Source organism: Halomonas sp. KX33721 (genome assembly GCF_001596805.1).
Classification (GTDB): Bacteria; Pseudomonadota; Gammaproteobacteria; order Pseudomonadales; family Halomonadaceae; genus Vreelandella; species Vreelandella aquamarina.
This window is the reverse complement of the sequence record NZ_LVIA01000005.1, coordinates 101,883-119,988: the sequence shown is the minus strand read 5'-3', so window position 1 is coordinate 119,988 and position 18,106 is coordinate 101,883. Positions and strand designations below refer to the sequence as shown.

Below are 18,106 nucleotides of genomic sequence, written 5' to 3'. Positions count from 1 at the left end.
CTTTAGCTCGCGATGATGAGGGCACTGGTGCCTCGGCAGGCTAAGGGCGGCTGGCGCCGCCGTCGCCCAATAAATTGGCCTCCCACGGTGGGGGCACATTACTTGGAATCGATCAGGCTTGTTGTAGGAGGGAGCTTTAGCTCGCGATGATGAGGGCACTGGTGCCTCGGCAGGCTAAGGGCGGCTGGCGCCGCCGTCGCCCAATAAATTGGCCTCCCACAATCGTGTCTTCATCGCCTAATCAGGTGCCCTCCTACACCTGCCTTCGGCAATGCCCCGATAAACTGCTGTAGGAGGGAGTTTTTATCAATCAGCGCGAAAAACCGCTTACTTTTAGTGAGCGGATGGATAGCGCGGCATCCGCAGGATGCCCTTGCTGATGATTTGTACAGTGCTATACTACTCACGTCGACACGACCTACCGAGGGGCACTCGGAAAGTGACGTCTGTGGAGACGATGTGAGACCTGGGGGATATGAGTTGGTTCGCCACCGTAAAAATCCCCACTGTGGGACTTTTACGGCGATAACCAAGCCATTCCCTCGGGCAATCGTCTTGGAAGCAGAAACCAGGAAGGTAACAACCTGGGAATCCCCTTCCTTTCCGTCGCTAGACGGCAGCGCAAGCTGAGGGAGGGGAGGATGTCAAGGCTGTAGATTAAGCTTCACCTAGCAGCCCTAAGCTGGCGGCGGGGGCTTGGCGTCGTAGGCTGTAGGAGAGCGCGTGGCCGATGATACCTATCAGCAGCGCGCCGCCGATGGGGAGTGCTAGCCATAGGCCGAGGTGCAGGCGTGGGGTTAAATCGAGCCAGTAGAGGTAGAGTGCGGCGGTGGCTAGCTCTGCAAGCACCGCCCCTAGCAGGCCACTGGCAAACCCGAGCAAGGCATATTCAGCCCCTTGCACGCGGGAGATCATCCGGTTGCCTGCACCAAACACCCGCAGCAGGCCACTCTCGTGGGCGCGTACCGGGCGGCTGGCGGTGAGCGCGGCGTAGAGCACACTCACGCCCGCCAACAGCACCAGAATTAGCACAAGCTCTACCGCGCGAGTCACTTGGGTCAATACATCGCGCACCTGCCCTAGGATGGCATCTACGTTGAGCAGCGAGACGCCGGGGAAGTCGCTAACCAGCTCGCGCACCAAGCCCTGCTCTTCGTCTGGCAGATGGAAAGCGGTGATGAAGCTATGGCCGAACGATTCCAGCACGCCGGGCGAGAAGATCACGAAGAAGTTCGGGTTAAAGCTGTCCCAGTTCAGGCTGCGCAGGCTTTCGATGCGCGTTTTGATGCTGTCGCTGCCTACGGCGAATGTGATTTCGTCCCCTAAGCCCAAACCAAGACGCTCAGCCAAACCATCCTCCACCGAAATGGGAACAGTTTCTGAGTCGCTAGAAGGCGTCGCGTCCACTTCGCTCATCCAGCCTTCTGGCTCACTGGCGGGGGCAAACCACTGCCCTGCGACCACTTGGTTGCCTTCGGGTAGTTCGGATTGCCACGTCAGGTTAAGTTCACGGCGCAGCGAGTTGTCGCCTCGGGCATCGGCGGGCACCGCATCTCTGGGCGCTTGTCCGTTAATCTCGGTAATACGCCCACGCACCATGGGGTAAAGGGTGCTTTGGGTATCGACCCGAGGTGCCACCGCTTGCTCGAACGCATCCCGCTCGCCGGGCTGAATGTTGATGGCAAAGTAGTTGGGGGTGTCTTCTGGCAGTTGATCTTGCCAAGTAATGAGCAGATCCCCACGCACCTGGACGATCATCGCCATGGCAAAAAACGTGACCGAAAATGCCAGCAGTTGGCCAAGCCCCGCCTGCTTGCGGCGGGCCAGTTGACGCCCGCCCAAGCGAAATGCCTGAACCCACTCGCCGCCGCCCTTAAGGCGCTGCACAGCGCGAAGCAAACCATTCAGCAATAAAGAACTCACGCCCCACAGCAGCGCCAGTAAAGCCGAGCCACCCACCAGAAGCGCCAAGGCAAGAGGGAAGCTGCCTGAATAGAGCCACAGCAGGCCGCCAAATACGATGCTGGCCACCCCCACCACCAGCCAAGCGGCGGGCGGTAGCGGGTCCAGCTCTCGCCGCAGGACTTTAAGCGCGCTCACCTGCTTGATACGCAGCAGCGTTGGGCCTGCAAACCCGACCAGCACCGCCAGCGCGGTGAAGATGCCGAGCCACAGCGGCATAATGCCAGGGGGTGGCAGCGTCATGGGCAGAAAGCTAGTCAATAGCCACAGCAGCACCGCTTGGCCGACCAAGCCCAGCAGCGCACCAATGAGGGAGGCCATTAATGCCAGCCCAATGAGTTGCAGGCTGAAAATTGTCACAAGCTGATACTGGCTGGCCCCAAAGCAGCGCAGCAGCGCAGCAGTATCCAGGTGACGCTCTACGTAGCGGCGGGTCGACATAGCAACCGCCACCCCAGCCAACAGTACCGCAGCTAACCCGGCAAGGCCTAAGTAGCTTTCCGCACGTTGCAGGGCGTTACCCAACTGCGGGCGGTCTACCCGCACATCACGCACCTCTACGCCGTCGCGCCTTAGCTGTGCCAACAAGCCTTGCACCTGATCTAACGCGGCGGGCGGCCCGGCAGCCAGCAGTTCAAACTCAATGCGCGACCCTGGCTGTACTAAGCCGGTGGCTTCAAGGTCAGCGGTATTGAGCATCAAGCGCGGGTTGAAGTTACCAAAACCTGCGGACTGGTCCGCTTCGCGTTCGATAATCCCGCTAATAGTCAGCTCCGTTTGCCCCACCTGCACGCGGTCGCCAATCTCGATATCGATCAGCTCGGCTAGCCGTGGGTCGGCCCAGACTTCGCCTGCAGGTGGGCCAGAGGCGATTTGCTCAACCCCGCTTCCCCTATCTACGTGAGAAACACCGTAATGCGGGTACACGTCATCCACCGCTTTGAGACTGGCGGGCTGGAAGCGCTCCCCCTGGCTGATCATGGAGACCAGATCCACTTGGTCGCTCAGCGTAAAGCCCGCCTGCTCTAGCGTATTGCGCAGCTCTTCAGGGAAAGGGTCGCGCTGTTCGAGCACTAAATCGCCACCCAGCATCTGCCCGGCTTGGCGCTCAAGGCCACGCTCCAAACGATCAAGAAAGAAGGCAATCATGGTGGACGCGGCCACCGCCAGTACCAGCGCGACAAACAGCGCCCGCACATCCGCCGCGCGAAGGTCGCGCTTTAAGCTCCGAGCAGCCAAACGCCAGTTGATATCACTCATCGCCTTCCCCGCTGTTGGCTGGGGCTGGCTCGAACGGGACGAGCTGGCCGTTAGTGAGGCGCAGGCAGCGGTCGCAGCGGCGCGCTAAGGCATGGTCGTGGGTGACGAGAATCAGCGTCGTGCCCGCTTCTTTATTCAACGTGAAGAGCAGGTCGATGATCTGCGCGCCGGTATCCGGGTCCAAGTTGCCAGTCGGCTCGTCGGCAAACACCAGCTCAGGGTCGGTCACGAAGGCACGCGCAATGGCGACACGCTGCTGTTCACCGCCAGAGAGCTGTTTGGGCTGGTGGGAAGTCCGCTCGCCAAGCCCTACACGCTCCAACCACTGCTGGGCAGCACGGGTTTCTCCGGCCCGTGGAGAGAGCTCTAGCGGCAGCAGCACGTTTTCCAGCGCGCTGAGGGTCGGCAACAGCTGAAAGTTTTGGAACACGAACCCCACTCGCCCTGCCCGCAGTGCGGCGCGGCCATCCTCATCCAGGCGGCTCAGCGCATGGCCGAAAAGCGTCAACTCACCGTCGCTGGGCGTATCCAACCCGGCCAACAGGCCTAGCAGCGTCGACTTACCCGCCCCGCTTTTACCCAAAATAGCCACGCTCTCCCCCGCCGCCACGCTTAACGACAGGTCGTGTAAAATGGTTAGCGTGCGTTCACCGCTGGTCACTCGTTTGGCCAGCTTTTCCGCGTGCAGCACTGGCTGGCTCACCGCTTCATGGGGAACCTTCTGGGCCGCTGATGAGTCGGTGTTGGACGAAGCCGCATCTTGGGTCGTGGTATTGGATATTGGGTCAGAGGAGTGAGGCATGAAACGTGGATTCCCTTTAGCAATTCAAAAACAAGCAATTCAAAAACTGTTTCGTCAGACACTGGCCTTTCAGCGGGGGCAAACGGCCACCCGGCGTGGTGTGTCTAGCGCCGTCATGCTGATCATATTCTTGGGTGCTGCCCCTTTATACGCCAACACGTCTGAAGAGCACCTACCAACGCTCCTCGTGATGGGCGACAGCTTGAGCGCGGCGTACGGTATTGAGCAGGAGCAGGGCTGGGTCACGCTGCTGGCAGAGCGCCTTGACGGTGAAGCGCACGTCGTCAATGCCAGCATTAGCGGCGAGACCACCTCAGGCGGTGCCCAGCGATTTGCCGATATTATCGGACAGCAGCAGCCGGGTATCGTTCTTTTAGAGCTGGGCGGCAACGATGGCCTGCGCGGTTTACCACCGGCCCAAATGCGCGCCAATCTCGCCACCATGATTGAGCAGAGCCAACAAGCCGATGCTGAGGTACTGTTGCTGGGTATCGATATTCCGCCTAATTACGGTCAAGCCTACCGCGATGCATTTACCAGTGTCTTTCATTCGCTCGCGGATGAGTACGATATTCCGCTGGTGCCCTTCTTGCTGGAAGATATCGCGCTTAATAAACAGCTGATGCAGAGCGATGGTATTCACCCCACTGCCGAGGCCCAACCCATTATCCTAGATAACGTATGGCCTGAGCTTGAATCCATGCTGGAAGAGACGTATCAGGCTTCTTCTCAGTAGTATACTTTGCGCACGGCACTGACTCGCTGGGCAACCCCATTTTTTCATGCCTTGCACGCATGTAGTCTAAGAACTACAATATCTTTATGCTCGCTATTAAACAAACCGACACTTACCGACGGTGGGAACGCAAGCTCCGCGATTCGCGCGCCAAAGCACTGATTGCCGCCCGTATTTTCAGGCTGGCCAACGGATTGACTGGCGATGTAAAACCCGTTGGTCAAGGCATCAGTGAACTGCGTATTCATCATGGCCCAGGATATCGTGTCTATTTTAAACAACGCGGTAATGAGCTTGTCATCCTGTTGTGTGGTGGCGATAAAAGCACTCAGCAAAACGATATCGATACAGCGCAGCGTCTGGCAGCAGAATGGGAGGAATCATGAGCGATAAGATTTACGACTATGACCCAGCAGCAGCCTTAGAGAACGATGAAGCCATCGCGCTCTTTCTCGCTGATGCGCTGGAAACCGGAGATGCCACTTATGTTGCTAAAGCGATGGGTATCGTAGCGCGCGCTAAAGGAATGACAGAGCTTGCTCGCGAAACCGGCCTCTCCCGTGAGCAGCTCTATCGTTCGTTCAGCGAGCAAGGCAACCCAACGCTGAAGACGATGTTGGCCGTCATGCGTGCACTGGGTATGGACTTGACGGCAAAACCACACCAAGAAGAACCAGCAGCATAAAACATTGCCTTTGTGTTTGATCTGACCAAGCGCTCTGCCGTAATAATTTCCTTCCCGAATATCTGAAAACGTTTGGATGCCAATAGGCAGCTTGCGGCGGTTGGCGTTGGGCACGGTGGCTTCCTGCGGTCCACATACATTATCAATCAGCGCGAAAAACCGCTTACTTTTAGTGAGCGGATGGATAGCGCGGCATCCGCAGGATGCCCTTGCTGATGATTTGCACAGTGCTATACTACTCACGTCGACACGACCTACCGAGGGGCACTCGGAAAGTTACGTCTGTGGAGACGATGTGAGACCTGGGGGATATGAGTTGGTTCGCCACCGTAAAAATCCCCACTGTGGGACTTTTACGGCGATAACCAAGCCATTCCCTCGGGCAATCGTCTTGGAAGCAGAAACCAGGAAGGTAACAACCTGGGAACCCCCTTCCTTTCCGTCGCTAGACGGCAGCGCAAGCTGAGGGAGGGGAGGATGTCAATAATACCTAATAGCATGGCGTTATTACACAAAGAGGTCGTAGGTTGACGATTTAACCCATCTTTAGGCTGCGCGCTTTTCTCGTTTACCTGGCAGTTGCTGTATTCCAAGCCCGCATAAAATAAGCACTAATCCGACCAGCGTGGAGGGGAGCATTGGCTCTCCAACTACAAGATAAAGCAGCAGCAGCGATACCGGCGGGGATAGGAAGATCAGGTTAGAGACTTTAGCCGTGCGGGACACTTTTTGTACGGCCAGTTGCCAAAGTACAAAGGCTACGCCCATTTCAAACAGGCCGACATAAACGCCTGCGCCTAGCGCAGGCCAGCCATGCCATTGCACGCCGGGGCCAAGCAGTAACAGCATGGTTAGCACCGGTAACCCAACGCTAAAATTTTGCCACTGGCCTACCAAGGGTTGTCGTTGATCCCGCGCGTTGAGCAGCCAGTAGAGTGCCCACAACAGGGTTGATGAGAGCGCCAGCAGCACGCCCAAAGGGTCTTCAAACGCCACATTGAAGACATTGCCCCGCGTAGCAATTACCCAAACGCCGCTATAGGCCACCAACCCCGCCGCCACATCCAGACGAGTTAAGCGGTGCCCCAGCAGCGGCACTGCCAGAAACGCCATGGCAAGCGCCCAGGTGTAGTTCAGCGCCATGGCCTCTTGGCCCGGCAGCCGGTCATAGGCGGCAAATAGCACTAAGTAATAAGCCACGGGGTTCATTAGCCCGGCCCAGAGCGCTGTTCGCCAGCCTTGGCGCAGCGCTAGCGCCATATTGCCCTGTTTGAAGACCAGTGCGCCCATCAACAGCCAGGAAACTAGCGCCGCTATCCACATCAGCTCCAGGGGGCTCATCCATGCAAGGGCTACCTTGAAGGCGGTGGCAACGGTCGACCACAGCGCTACAGCGCCCAATCCATACAGCATCGCCTGTTGGTCTTGGGTCATCGGTCGATATGCCCCAGGTCGCGCGCAGGGTCGATCTGGTCACGCACTTGCTGCTTGAGTGTTTTGATGTCGGGAAAGCCACCATCGCGCTTGCGCTCCCATAGCAGCGTGTCGCCACACCAGATCTCAAACGTACCGCCGTGGGAGGGGGAGAGCGCGACCTCTGTTAGCTGCTCGCCAAACGTGGAGAGAAGTTCTTGGGCATACCAGGCGCTACGCAACAGCCACTGGCATTGGGTACAGTAGCGAATGTGAATGCGGGTCATCTTTTTGAGTCCTTATCTATCCGTTCCTTTGAAACGCAGGTTTTTAAAGCACAGGCTTTTGGAACACAGGGCTTTTTAAATACAGGTTTTAAAATACAGTGTGGCATCCTAAGTAGGCATTCTGTCATCTTAAATTAGCAATCGCCAAGGAACCGACATGGCTCAACCGGAAGTTTCACAGACGCAGTTATACGAGTGGCTGACAGGCGATGACGATAGCCGTATGTGCGACGATATACCTGACGATGCCTGCCAAGAGCAGCCGCACAACTTTTTCCTGCACCTTTTCGCTTCGTTAGGTAATAAGTTAGCGGATGAGCTGTCGAGCGCCCGCTTAGTGCTGCCCTGGCTGCTGGGTATTATCGGCGCTCCGGTATGGATGGTGGGGTTATTAGTACCGATTCGTGAAGCAGGCGCCCTCCTCCCCCAGCTGTTTGTGGCTGGCTTTATTCGCCTAAAGCCCCAGCGCAAGTGGGTGTGGGTGGTGGGGGCCGTGCTGCAGGCGGTGGCGGCTATTGCTTTGGCGTTACTGGCCCTGATAGGCAGCGGGGCTATCGGCGGCTTGTTGGTGTTGGCCGCGTTGGTCATGCTCTCCTTGGCACGGGGGCTCTCCTCCATTGCTACCAAGGACGTGCTCGGCAAAACCATCGCCAAGCGCCGCCGAGGCACTTTGATGGGCTGGAGCGGCAGCGTCGCGGGTGGTGCAACGCTGGTTGCCGGCGGTGTATTGATGTGGTTCGGTGACCGCCCCGGCAATTTGGCATTGGCCATACTGCTTGGCGTAGCGGCCGCTGGCTGGTTACTCAATGCGCTGTGCGCAGCCCGCATTAAAGAGGTGCCAGGTTCCATCGAGGGCGGCGAAAACGCCTGGGATAGCATTAAGTTGGGGCTATCGCTACTGCGTGAAGACCGCACGTTTTTTACACTTCAATGTCGCTAGGGCCCTGCTACTTTCAAGCGCGCTGGCGCTGCCTTACCTGGCGCTACTCGGCCAGCAGCAGAGCGGAACCGAGCTGGGCGGCCTAGGGCATTTTAGTGGTGGTATCCGGCCTAGCCGCTATGGTGGCAAGCCCGATATGGGGAAAACGCGCGGATCAGTCCAGCCGCCGGGTCATGCGCGACGCTGCCGTGGGTACGGTGTTGTGCTGCCTATTAGGCGCGGCCTTAGCTTGGTTGCCGGGTGACTGGACGCAGAGCGTTTTACCCTATGCCGCGATTTATGCGCTATTGGTGATTGTGCATCACGGTGTTCGCCTGGGTCGCAAAACCTATTTGGTGGATATTGCCAGCCAAGACAATCGCGCCCTTTACGTAGCGCTTTCCAATACGCTTACGGGCGTACTGATGCTGGTTGTCGGGGGTATTATCGGCGCGTTGGCGCAATGGCTAGGAAGCGCCATGTTGCTGGTGGTCTTGGCGCTCACGGCAGTGGGGGCGATGTTCAGCGCACAGCGGTTACCGGAAGCCGAATAGCGTTGTTGATTGCAAAGCACCGCAACGCTCGCCATGATGGGCAGCAGTTGGCGGTAGAGAGCTGTTTTTTTGCTATTCTACCTCTATTCGGTAGTGTGAAATTCCGCATCGTCCTGCAGTAAGAGAGCCCCGCGCTGATCAACAGCGCCATGGCTACGAAAGAACGAAAGCAACAGGAATCCATTGATGAAACGATCTCCCTTGATCAACCCGGAGTTACTTGAGCGCATTATTGACGCTTCTGAAGATGGCATCGTCGTTGCGGAGCAGGAAGGTGACGAAAACATCCTGATTTACGTGAACAAGGGCTTTGAGCGCTTAACGGGCTACAGTGCGGATGAAATTCTGTATCGCGACTGCCGTTTTCTGCAAAACGAAGACCGCGACCAGGATGCGCTATCGTCGATCCGCGAAGCGTTACAGGATGGCCGCCCCTCGCGGGAAGTGCTGCGTAACTACCGTAAAGACGGCACTATGTTCTGGAATGAGCTGTCAATTACGCCAGTTTATGACGAAGCCGACAACTTGATGTACTACATCGGCGTTCAGAAAGATGTGACCGAACGCGTTGAGGCCCAATTGGCACTGTCAGCGCTAAAAAATCAGCAAGAAAACGCCAAATAAACATTTGTCATCATAAAAACAAAGATAGGGCTTGAACTTCAATCCAAGTGGCGTTATATAGCGGCTAGGCGCTTGTTTAGCGTTAGGCGCTTCTTACTTTGCTTTCGTTAGGTAAGGAGCCGTTGTGATGCCGGTGCGCCGGCTTGGGTTGGAGGGCATACCATGAGCCGTGACCCCTTAAATCGTGAAACCTACACCAACGATGGGCTTGATGCTGACGAGTTTGATAACTTGGATGCAGTCAACGACGATCACTACGGTAAAAGCAAACCCAGTAAAGCGGATACCCTGCGCGCTCGCCGTCAGGTAGAAGCGTGGCTTGAAGAGCGTCGCTTACAGCGCGCGATTGAAGATGACTGGGACGAAGAAGAGTAGCGCCTTGCCAATCTGTTAAGCGTTTTCAAGGTGGACATACCCGAGGGGCACCCAAATGAGTGCCCCTTATCTTTGCGGCTTGACCACTCCACGCGTGCCCCACTGCTTTGCTGGCCTTTAGCCGCGCTGGGCACTATCATCTGTGCACCAAGCCAGCAGATTTGCTGGTCTCGCTTTTACCACAACCTAACGGATTTCCATGGCGCAATACGTATTCACCATGAATCGGGTTGGCAAAGTAGTGCCGCCCAAAAAGCAAATTCTCAAGGATATTTCGCTCTCGTTCTTCCCTGGCGCCAAGATCGGTGTACTGGGCTTAAACGGTGCCGGTAAATCCACGCTGCTGCGCATTATGGCCGGTGTCGATAAAGAGTTTGAAGGTGAAGCTCGTCCGATGCCCGGCATCAACGTGGGCTACCTGCCCCAGGAGCCGCAGCTGGACGACGAGAAAAACGTTCGGGATACCGTCGAAGAGGCCTTAGGCGCCATCAAAGAGGCGCAGGAAAAACTAGACGCGGTATACGCTGCCTACGCCGAACCCGATGCCGACTTTGACGCCCTGGCCAGCGAGCAGGCACGGCTTGAGAACATCATTGAAGCTGCCGATGCCCACAACCTTGAGCGTAAGCTGGAGGTAGCCGCAGAAGCGCTGCGCCTTCCGCCGTGGGATGCCAAAGTAGGCAACCTTTCTGGTGGTGAGCGTCGTCGTGTGGCGCTTTGCCGCCTGCTGCTCTCAAGCCCGGACATGCTACTGCTGGACGAGCCCACCAACCACCTGGATGCTGAATCCGTGGCGTGGCTGGAGCGCTTCCTGCATGACTACAACGGCACTGTCGTTGCGATTACCCACGACCGTTACTTCTTGGATAACGTCGCGGGCTGGATTCTTGAGCTGGACCGCGGCCAAGGTATTCCGTTTGAAGGCAACTACTCCCAGTGGCTTGAGCAGAAAGAGCAGCGCCTGACCCAAGAAGCCAAACAGGAAGCGTCTCGTCAGAAAGCCATCAAGCAAGAGCTTGAGTGGGTGCGCAGCAACGCCAAAGGCCGCCAAGCGAAGAGCAAAGCGCGCCTTAACCGCTTTGAAGAGATGCAGTCTGGCGATTTCCAGAAGCGTAATGAGACCAACGAGATCTACATTCCGCCTGGCCCGCGCCTGGGTGACAAAGTGATCGAGTTCCACAACGTTACCAAGCGCTTTGACGAAAAACTGCTCTACCAGGATCTCTCCTTTACTATTCCCCCAGGGGCGATTGTGGGTATTGTGGGCGGTAACGGTGCCGGTAAATCGACGCTGTTTAAGCTGGTAACCGGCAAAGAGCAGCCGGATGCTGGCGAAGTGGTAATCGGCGAAACCGTCGACATTGCCTACGTTGAACAGCTGCGCGACGCCCTAGACGACAAGCAAACTGTCTGGGAAGCAGTGTCCGATGGCCAGGATATTCTTAATATCAATGGCTATGAAGTTTCTTCGCGAGCCTACGTTGGTCGCTTTAACTTCAAAGGCAACGACCAGCAGAAGCGTCTGGATGAGCTTTCCGGTGGTGAGCGTGGCCGCCTGCAGCTTGCGCAAACCCTAAAACAGGGTGCTAACGTGCTGCTGCTGGATGAGCCCTCTAACGACCTGGATATCGAAACCCTGCGCGCCCTGGAAGAAGCCCTGCTCGCCTTCCCTGGCTGTGCCATGGTGATTTCTCACGACCGTTGGTTCCTGGATCGTATCGCCACGCATATTCTGGCGTTTGAAGGCGATTCAGAAGTGGTGTTCTTCGACGGTAACTACACCGAATACGAAGAAGATCACAAGAAACGCGTCGGTAATGACACGCCCAAGCGCATGAAGTACAAGCGCATCGACGCCTAATGTTTTAGGCGTTATGCAATGCAAAAGCCCTGCTGGCGTTTCCCGCCGCAGGGCTTTTTTTATGGATGGCTGTTTACCGTTGGTCGGCGAGACAGTTTAGCCTGCGGGCCAGGTAAACTCGCGCCCACCCATTAAGTGCATATGGATATGGTAGACGGTCTGCCCGCCCATTTCGTTGCAGTTCATCACCACACGGTAGCCATCCTCGGCAAACCCCTGCTGCTTAGCAAGCTGCGCGGCGGTGTGCTGCAAGCGGCCTACGAGGGCTAGGTCGTCGGCGGTAATATCGTTAAGCGTCGAGATATGCTTTTTAGGGATAATAAGCTGATGGGTCGGCGCTTGAGGGCTAATGTCGTTAAACGCCAGCACGTGCTCATCTTCAAACACGATATCAGCGGGAATGTCGCGGTTAATAATTTTGCAGAACAGGCACTCCATCGCGGCCTCCTTAGGTTTGGCGCGTTTATTATCGATAAAAGGCAGCCCCGCTTACCCCGTTAGCGAAAACGGCGCTGCGACAGTAAGTGGCGAACCAGCGGTGCCAGAATCAGTTCCATCGCCAATGACATACGAGCGCCGGGCACCACCAGGGTATGCGGGCGGGTCATAAAGGAGTCTTTAATCATCGCCAGCAACCAAGGGAAATCGACGGTTGAAGGGTCGCGGAAACGGATGACCACAAACGACTCCGAATCGGTCGGAATATCCTGCACTTCAAAGGGGTTGGACGTATCGACCGTGGGCACCCGTTGGAAGTTGATATGGGTACGGGAAAACTGTGGCTGGATATAGCGCACATAGTCATCCATACGGCCCAAGATAGTGTCAATCACCGCTTCCTGAGAGTAGCCGCGCAGCTTTGTGTCCCGGTCGATCTTTTGAATCCACTCCAGATTCATGGTCGGCGCAACACCCACCAATAGATCCACATGGCGGGCAATATCGTACTCTTGGGTCACTAACCCACCGTGCAGCCCTTCGTAAAACAGCAAGTCAGTGCCGCAAGGCAGCGACTGCCACTCGGTGAAGGTGCCCACCCGATACCCGGCTTCAATTTTCTGCTTATCTTCCGCATGGATATAGTGCCTGAAGATGCCAGCACCGTGCTCTCCGTACTCGATAAACAGACCTTCCAGGCGATCAAGCAAGTTGGCTTCTACGGCAAAGTGGGATAGCTCATCTTTACGTTCTGGCTCTTCACGGAAAATGCGCTTTAGGTCATCGCGGGTATAGCGGTGAAACGCATCCCCATCCACCATGGCAGCATGCACATCTTCACGCAAAAACATGCGCTCGAAGCTGCGGCGCACGGTAGTGGTACCCGCCCCTGACGAACCCGTTACCGCGATGATGGGATATTCTCGGGACATTATCCCCCCCTTGCATCAGCAAGCGTTTGCTTCACCGTATCGGGAATCGCTACCGGGCGGCCAGCAGCCAAGTCAATCAGTAGTTTATTTACCCGAGCGGTAGCCACCACATCGCCCGTTTCTGCCTTAGTCACCCTATGGTAAACCGTTAAGGCTTTGCCTTCTGGGTCGGGCACTGCCGTTTCTATCACCAGCGCATCGGGAAAGCGGGCCTCCTGTTGATACTGCACGGCGAGGTCAACCACAACGCTTGGGTAGCCGTGTATATCCCACTCGGGCAGATCGAGGGCGGCGAAGGCCTGCATACGAGCCTCATGAAGCAGCGATACCAGCGCATCATGCCCCAGATGGCGGCCGTAGTTCATATCCGTCACCCGCACAGTCAGCGGATGACGATGGATAACCGCTGCGTTAGGGAACTCCTGCGAAACACGCTCCATAGTTCAACTCCTTGCTGGGTGACGGTTTGACCTTAAAAGGCCGGTAATTACTGCTCGCGCGCGATGGCACGGAAAGCGATATCACGACGGAACTCAACGCCATCCCAGTGAATCGCTTTAACCCCTTGGTACGCCTGCTGCTGGGCAGCTGAGACGCTATCGCCCAGGGCGGTCACACACAGCACGCGACCGCCAGCAGTGGTGATATCACCCTCTGCGTTTTGCGCCGTCCCTGCATGGAAGACTTTGCACTGCGCCTGCTCGGCATCGGCTAGGCCGTGAATCACGTCACCTTTGCGGTAGCTGCCGGGGTAGCCACCTGCCGCCAACACCACGCCCACCGCTGCGCGGCTATCCCACTCGCACTGCTTGTCTGCCAGTTCGCCCTTGGCACCTGCTAAACAGAGCGCCGCTAAATCGGAGGTAAGGCGCATCATAATCGGCTGGGTTTCCGGGTCACCAAAACGGCAGTTGTACTCGATTACTTTGGGGTTGCCTTGCGGGTCAATCATTAGCCCCGCATACAAGAAGCCGGTGTAAGCGTTGCCCTCTTCCGCCATGCCACGCACGGTGGGCAAAATCACTTGCTCCATAATCCGCGCATCTACTTCCGGTGTCACTACCGGTGCCGGAGAGTAGGCTCCCATACCGCCGGTATTGGGGCCGGTGTCACCATCGTAGGCACGCTTATGGTCTTGGCTGGTGGCCATGGGCACGACGTTTTCGCCATCCACCATCACGATAAAGCTGGCTTCTTCACCTTCCAAAAACTCTTCGATGACGACTCGCGCGCCAGCGTCACCAAAGGCGTTGGCTTCAAGCATATCGCGGATCGCCGCTTCGGCTTCCGCTTCGCTCATGGCGACAATCACGCCTTTACCTGCCGCCAAACCGTCCGCTTTGATGACGATGGGCGCGCCCATATCAGCTAAATACGCCAATGCTGGCTCGACAGCGGTAAAGGTTTGGTAATCGGCGGTGGGAATGTGATGGCGGGCCAGAAAGTCTTTGGTGAACGATTTGGAGCCTTCCAACTGTGCCGCGCGCCGGCTGGGGCCAAAGATAGTCAAACCAGCGGCTTGGAACCGATCCACTACGCCTTCCACCAGCGGAGCTTCTGGGCCCACCACGGTTAGCGCAATCTGCTCTTGCTGGGCAAACGCCACCAAGGCATCCAGGTCGGTTGCGCCGATAGCGACATTGGTCAGCTTAGGTTCTGTGGCGGTCCCTGCGTTGCCAGGTGCCACAAACACTTGCTCGACATCATTGGATTGGGCAAGTTTCCAAGCAAGGGCATGTTCGCGGCCACCGCCACCGATCATCAAAACTTTCATGGGTATCCTTCTCAAACGGGAGAGCGTCGTTGGGGCGCATTATGCCACAACGCGTCCCTAACGTGGCCTAAAGAGGGATTAGGAGTTTTTGTCCGTTTTATCGTCGTCATCCGTCTTGGTAGGCTGGTTCAGCGCATTTTGCCAGAAACGCATATTCTCTTCGGCCAGTTCACGCATAAACTCAATGGGTGAGTGGCGCATCGCCTGCTGCCATTGGGTCTGCATGCGCTTTTGCTGCTCTAGCATCAGTTGGGTGCCCTGCTCCAAATAACGCGCCAGCGGCAGCGGTGAGGACATATCGTACACACGGATCAACTGGGCCAGCAGGTCGTTCGAGAACACTTCGGCTTCACTATCCGCCTGCTCCTGTTCGATAATGATCGATAGCAAAATGGTGCGCGTCAGATCTTCGCCGCTCTTGGCGTCTTCAACGCGAAACGGCTCTTCTTCAATGATTAAACGCCGCAAGTCTTCAAGAGTGACATAACGACTCTGCTGAGTATCGTACAACCTGCGGTTGGCATATTTGCGAATTACGCGCACAGCGCATCTCCTTAAACACGATAGAGGCTTTTATCGCCGTTGCTGCTATTGTGCCTGCAACACGCGCCCATGCAAGCCAGCTTAGCGGATTAGTGCTGTTAAGCGCGCCTTTCCTATGACCAATAGACGACGACTATGAATTTGATACTGCTAGATCTGAGCGAGGTCGATGGTCACCACGCTCGTATTACCGATGCGCGCCGCCTGACCCATCTGCATGAAGTACACCGCGCTAACGAAGGCGATCGCTTAACCGTGGGTATTCAAGGCGGCGCTATGGGTAAGGCCACGCTAACGGAGCTCAACAAAACGCAGGCTCTGTTTGCGCTGGAAGATATCAACGAACCGCCGCCGCCTGCCCTGCCCGTTCATCTTGTCTTGGCGCTGCCGCGCCCGCGTATGCTGGCACGCACGCTGGAGCACGTCACGGCGTTAGGAGTCAAAGAGATTACCCTGCTGCACACCAAGCGGGTTGAAAAGAGTTACTGGCAGTCGCCGGAACTGCAGCCAGAAAAAATTCATCAGCATTTGATACTTGGGCTAGAACAAGCGCGGGATACTCAACTGCCTAACGTGACGCTCTGCAAAGGGTTTCGTCCTTTTATGGAAGAGCAGCTACCGGCACTTCTAACAGAACGAAGAGGATTGGTTGCCCACCCAGGCATGGAGAATGCCTGCCCGCGCGGTATTGATGAGCCAACGCTATTACTGGTGGGGCCCGAAGGCGGTTTTATCCCGTGGGAAGTGGAGCAGCTACTGGCGGCAGGCTGCGAGGGAATGCACTTAGGCCCTCGTATCCTGCGGGTAGAAACAGCCGTCACCGCGCTGCTGTCACGGCTGTTTTGAGTGCTACCTGACTAATAAAGGATCAAGACTGGTCGTCTTCGGGGTCGTGGGGAACGTACGCAGCGTTTTCTCCACACTCGGGTTCCTGTAGAAACGTATTGCGTACGTCTAACAAGCCCAGGTGGCTGATGGTACGACGCCCCAATAGTAGCGGATAGATCATCTCTTCTCGGTCACGCAGGCTAAACTGCTCCTCGTAGATGGTATCCCCCATGCACACGTCCATCAGCACCACCGGGCGCTCGTCACGCCCCCCGGCGCCGCGCACGGTTTGCTCGCGATAGAGAGGACGCTCGATTTGGTCGCTAAAGGTGTCACCGCTCTCTTGATCTTCCAGCTTCAAACGAAAGCGCACCCACTCTTCGCCATCTTTTTCAAACATCTCGATATCACGGGCATCCAGTGATGAGGTAAGTGCGCCGCTATCCAACTTGGCCTTGACGGCAATCCCCCATGGCTCGATGTAAGCATTTTCCACCCAGCCGAAGACCTTATCCTCAGCCTGTACGGTAGCACTGACCAACAGGGAACCAGCCAATACGCTCGCCCCCAACACCCCTAGAAATGTTTTTCCCATTGCGACTCATCCTTGGTGAGAAGTTTGCCTAGCTATCAAAGAGATTCAAACAGCGATGAAAGCGCCCTGAGCTAGCGCAACCGCTCTAACAGCGACTGGGTAGCAAAGCCATCCGGCACTAGGCCTTGGTCGCGCTGGAAGGCACGCAGCCCCGCCTGAGTATTCGGCCCCATAATGCCGTCGGCAGTGCCTACCGCGTAACCGGCGTTGTTCAAACGCTGCTGGAGCGTTCTGACATCATCACGGGTTAAAGGTGCCTCATCGCGTGGCCATGCTTGCGAAATGCCCTCTCGCCCAGCAATGGCGTCGGCTAGCGTGGCAACCGCCAGCGCATAGCTAGTGGCATTGTTGTAACGCAAGATAGCGCGGAAATTGGGGCCTACGATAAACGCGGGGCCATTTGCCCCGGCCGGTACAATCACCGCTGCACTATCGAAGGAAGGCAGGTCACCGTTCACCGCACGCACGCCTTGCGCGGCCCACTCAGCGCTGCTCTTGCGGCCGGTTTGGGCGTAATCAAAGGAGGTAGGCAGCACAACTTCGGTACCCCACGGCTGCCCGGCCTGCCAGCCCGCCCGCGCCAGATAGTTCGCGGTAGAGGCCATCACATCGGGTATGCTACCCCAAATATCGCGGCGACCATCGCCATCGCCATCCACCGCGTAGGCCTCAAAGCTGCTGGGAATAAACTGGGTATGCCCCATCGCTCCCGCCCAAGAGCCTTTCATCTGCTCTGCGGCAATGTCGCCCTGGTCAATAATACGTAGTGCTGCTAGCAGCTCCCCACGAGCAAAGTCTCGCCGACGGCCATCATAGGCCAGCGTGGCGAGGGACTCTAGCGTCGAGAAATCACCAAAGTTGCTGCCGTAATTACTCTCAACGCCCCAGATGGCCACGATGATTTCTGCTGGTACGCCATAGCGCTGCTGCATCTGCTGGGCTGTTTCACGGTGTTGCGCGTACTTCTCCTGACCATTGGTAATACGCGCGGTAGACACGGCACTATCCAAATACTGCCAAATGGCACGCACGAACTCAGGCTGGTAGCGGTCTAATTCAATCACCCGCTCGCGGTAGCGCAGGCCATCAAAGGCGGAGGCTAGCGTCGCTTCGCTAATCCCTTGGTTGGCGGCATAGCGACGAAACTCGCTTAACCACTGATTGAAGTTGGCATAGCGCACCTCTTCAGCGGCTCGTGCATCTACCTCGGTCATTAGTTGCGGGCTGGCGTGTGTGGCAGGGCTGTGGAGAGCAAGCGTCGTAGCGGCAACGAATAACAACGGGAATACAGCGGCTCGGCGAGTATTCAACGAATTGTTATGTTTCAGCGACACGGCGGGTAATGACACGGGTATTAACGGCATAGCATTCTTCTCTCAGCAATCCTTGGCGTGAGCTGGATGATGGCTCAGAAATGAGGGAGATACCACCCCTAGGCCGCTAAACCGAAGGGCAGAGAACAAGGGCTGGCAGCCAGTATGCTACGTAAAGCCCTTTGGGGTCGTAATGGCCCGCTTG

The 18,106-nt window shown here is 56.7% G+C and carries 18 protein-coding genes and 1 pseudogene; 8 read left to right on the top strand and 11 right to left on the bottom strand.

Annotated elements, in window-relative coordinates:
* Positions 1-657: 657 nt before the first annotated feature.
* Complete coding sequence (locus A3220_RS02075; protein ID WP_062372791.1) at positions 658-3,222, bottom strand: FtsX-like permease family protein; 2,565 nt, start codon at positions 3,220-3,222, stop codon at positions 658-660.
* Positions 3,215-4,024, bottom strand: coding sequence for an ABC transporter ATP-binding protein (locus tag A3220_RS02070; RefSeq protein ID WP_062372788.1), 810 nt, complete (start codon positions 4,022-4,024; stop codon positions 3,215-3,217). Before A3220_RS02070 ends, A3220_RS02075 begins: the two co-directional genes overlap by 8 nt.
* Here A3220_RS02070 and A3220_RS02065 point away from each other — a divergent pair.
* From A3220_RS02065 to A3220_RS02055, 3 genes are all read left to right on the top strand, one after another.
* Complete coding sequence (locus A3220_RS02065; protein WP_084354779.1) at positions 4,023-4,760, top strand: arylesterase; 738 nt, start codon at positions 4,023-4,025, stop codon at positions 4,758-4,760. The two genes, A3220_RS02070 and A3220_RS02065, sit on opposite strands and share 2 nt — an antisense overlap.
* Positions 4,761-4,846: 86 nt before the next feature.
* On the top strand, positions 4,847-5,146 hold the full coding sequence (locus A3220_RS02060; protein ID WP_044630744.1) for a type II toxin-antitoxin system RelE/ParE family toxin: 300 nt from the start codon (positions 4,847-4,849) through the stop codon (positions 5,144-5,146).
* Entirely contained in the window at positions 5,143-5,445 is a 303-nt protein-coding gene (locus tag A3220_RS02055; protein ID WP_054641079.1) for an addiction module antidote protein, read from the top strand. Before A3220_RS02060 ends, A3220_RS02055 begins: the two co-directional genes overlap by 4 nt.
* A gap of 546 nt (positions 5,446-5,991) precedes the next feature.
* Here the strand turns inward: A3220_RS02055 and A3220_RS02050 are convergent.
* Complete coding sequence (locus tag A3220_RS02050) at positions 5,992-6,879, bottom strand: DMT family transporter (RefSeq protein WP_062372785.1); 888 nt, start codon at positions 6,877-6,879, stop codon at positions 5,992-5,994.
* Positions 6,876-7,145, bottom strand: coding sequence for a SelT/SelW/SelH family protein (locus A3220_RS02045; protein WP_044628516.1), 270 nt, complete (start codon positions 7,143-7,145; stop codon positions 6,876-6,878). Before A3220_RS02045 ends, A3220_RS02050 begins: the two co-directional genes overlap by 4 nt.
* A gap of 157 nt (positions 7,146-7,302) precedes the next feature.
* Between A3220_RS02045 and A3220_RS02040 the strand changes: the two are divergent.
* The 4 genes and pseudogenes from A3220_RS02040 to ettA all read left to right on the top strand — a co-directional run bounded on the left by A3220_RS02040 (position 7,303) and on the right by ettA (position 11,478).
* Positions 7,303-8,618 (top strand): annotated as a pseudogene (locus A3220_RS02040) (MFS transporter).
* Between the two features lie 186 nt (positions 8,619-8,804).
* On the top strand, positions 8,805-9,242 hold the full coding sequence (locus A3220_RS02035) for a PAS domain S-box protein (RefSeq protein ID WP_044628514.1): 438 nt from the start codon (positions 8,805-8,807) through the stop codon (positions 9,240-9,242).
* 162 nt (positions 9,243-9,404) lie between these two features.
* Positions 9,405-9,617, top strand: coding sequence for a PA3496 family putative envelope integrity protein (locus A3220_RS02030; RefSeq protein ID WP_044628513.1), 213 nt, complete (start codon positions 9,405-9,407; stop codon positions 9,615-9,617).
* A 199-nt stretch (positions 9,618-9,816) separates the two neighbouring features.
* Positions 9,817-11,478 (top strand): energy-dependent translational throttle protein EttA, encoded by a 1,662-nt coding sequence (gene ettA / locus A3220_RS02025; RefSeq protein ID WP_062372782.1) that lies wholly within the window; start codon positions 9,817-9,819, stop codon positions 11,476-11,478.
* A 96-nt stretch (positions 11,479-11,574) separates the two neighbouring features.
* On the opposite strand, the gene A3220_RS02020 is transcribed toward ettA, so the two are convergent.
* The 5 genes from A3220_RS02020 to phaR form a co-directional block, all read right to left on the bottom strand.
* Positions 11,575-11,916 carry a histidine triad nucleotide-binding protein gene (locus tag A3220_RS02020; protein WP_044628511.1) on the bottom strand — a complete coding sequence of 114 codons (342 nt, stop codon included), beginning with the start codon at positions 11,914-11,916 and terminating at the stop codon, positions 11,575-11,577.
* A gap of 59 nt (positions 11,917-11,975) precedes the next feature.
* A complete protein-coding gene (locus tag A3220_RS02015) occupies positions 11,976-12,848 on the bottom strand; it encodes a phosphoribulokinase (protein ID WP_062361629.1) in 873 nt (290 codons plus the stop codon).
* Positions 12,848-13,288: a thioesterase family protein gene (locus A3220_RS02010; RefSeq protein ID WP_062372779.1), complete on the bottom strand. Its 441-nt coding sequence runs from the start codon at positions 13,286-13,288 to the stop codon at positions 12,848-12,850. The genes A3220_RS02015 and A3220_RS02010 overlap by 1 nt, the downstream gene beginning before the upstream one ends.
* Positions 13,289-13,335: 47 nt before the next feature.
* A complete protein-coding gene (gene purD, locus A3220_RS02005; protein ID WP_062361635.1) occupies positions 13,336-14,622 on the bottom strand; it encodes a phosphoribosylamine--glycine ligase in 1,287 nt (428 codons plus the stop codon).
* Positions 14,623-14,700: 78 nt separating this feature from the next.
* On the bottom strand, positions 14,701-15,165 hold the full coding sequence (phaR, locus tag A3220_RS02000; RefSeq protein WP_062361638.1) for a polyhydroxyalkanoate synthesis repressor PhaR: 465 nt from the start codon (positions 15,163-15,165) through the stop codon (positions 14,701-14,703).
* A gap of 135 nt (positions 15,166-15,300) precedes the next feature.
* Here phaR and A3220_RS01995 point away from each other — a divergent pair, with 135 nt between their 5' ends.
* On the top strand, positions 15,301-16,011 hold the full coding sequence (locus tag A3220_RS01995; protein WP_062361642.1) for a 16S rRNA (uracil(1498)-N(3))-methyltransferase: 711 nt from the start codon (positions 15,301-15,303) through the stop codon (positions 16,009-16,011).
* Between the two features lie 22 nt (positions 16,012-16,033).
* On the opposite strand, the gene A3220_RS01990 is transcribed toward A3220_RS01995, so the two are convergent.
* Both A3220_RS01990 and A3220_RS01985 read right to left on the bottom strand, forming a co-directional pair.
* Positions 16,034-16,588: an ATP-dependent zinc protease gene (locus A3220_RS01990; protein WP_062361645.1), complete on the bottom strand. Its 555-nt coding sequence runs from the start codon at positions 16,586-16,588 to the stop codon at positions 16,034-16,036.
* Positions 16,589-16,659: 71 nt separating this feature from the next.
* Entirely contained in the window at positions 16,660-17,952 is a 1,293-nt protein-coding gene (locus A3220_RS01985) for a lytic murein transglycosylase (protein ID WP_062361649.1), read from the bottom strand.
* Positions 17,953-18,106: the final 154 nt, after the last annotated feature.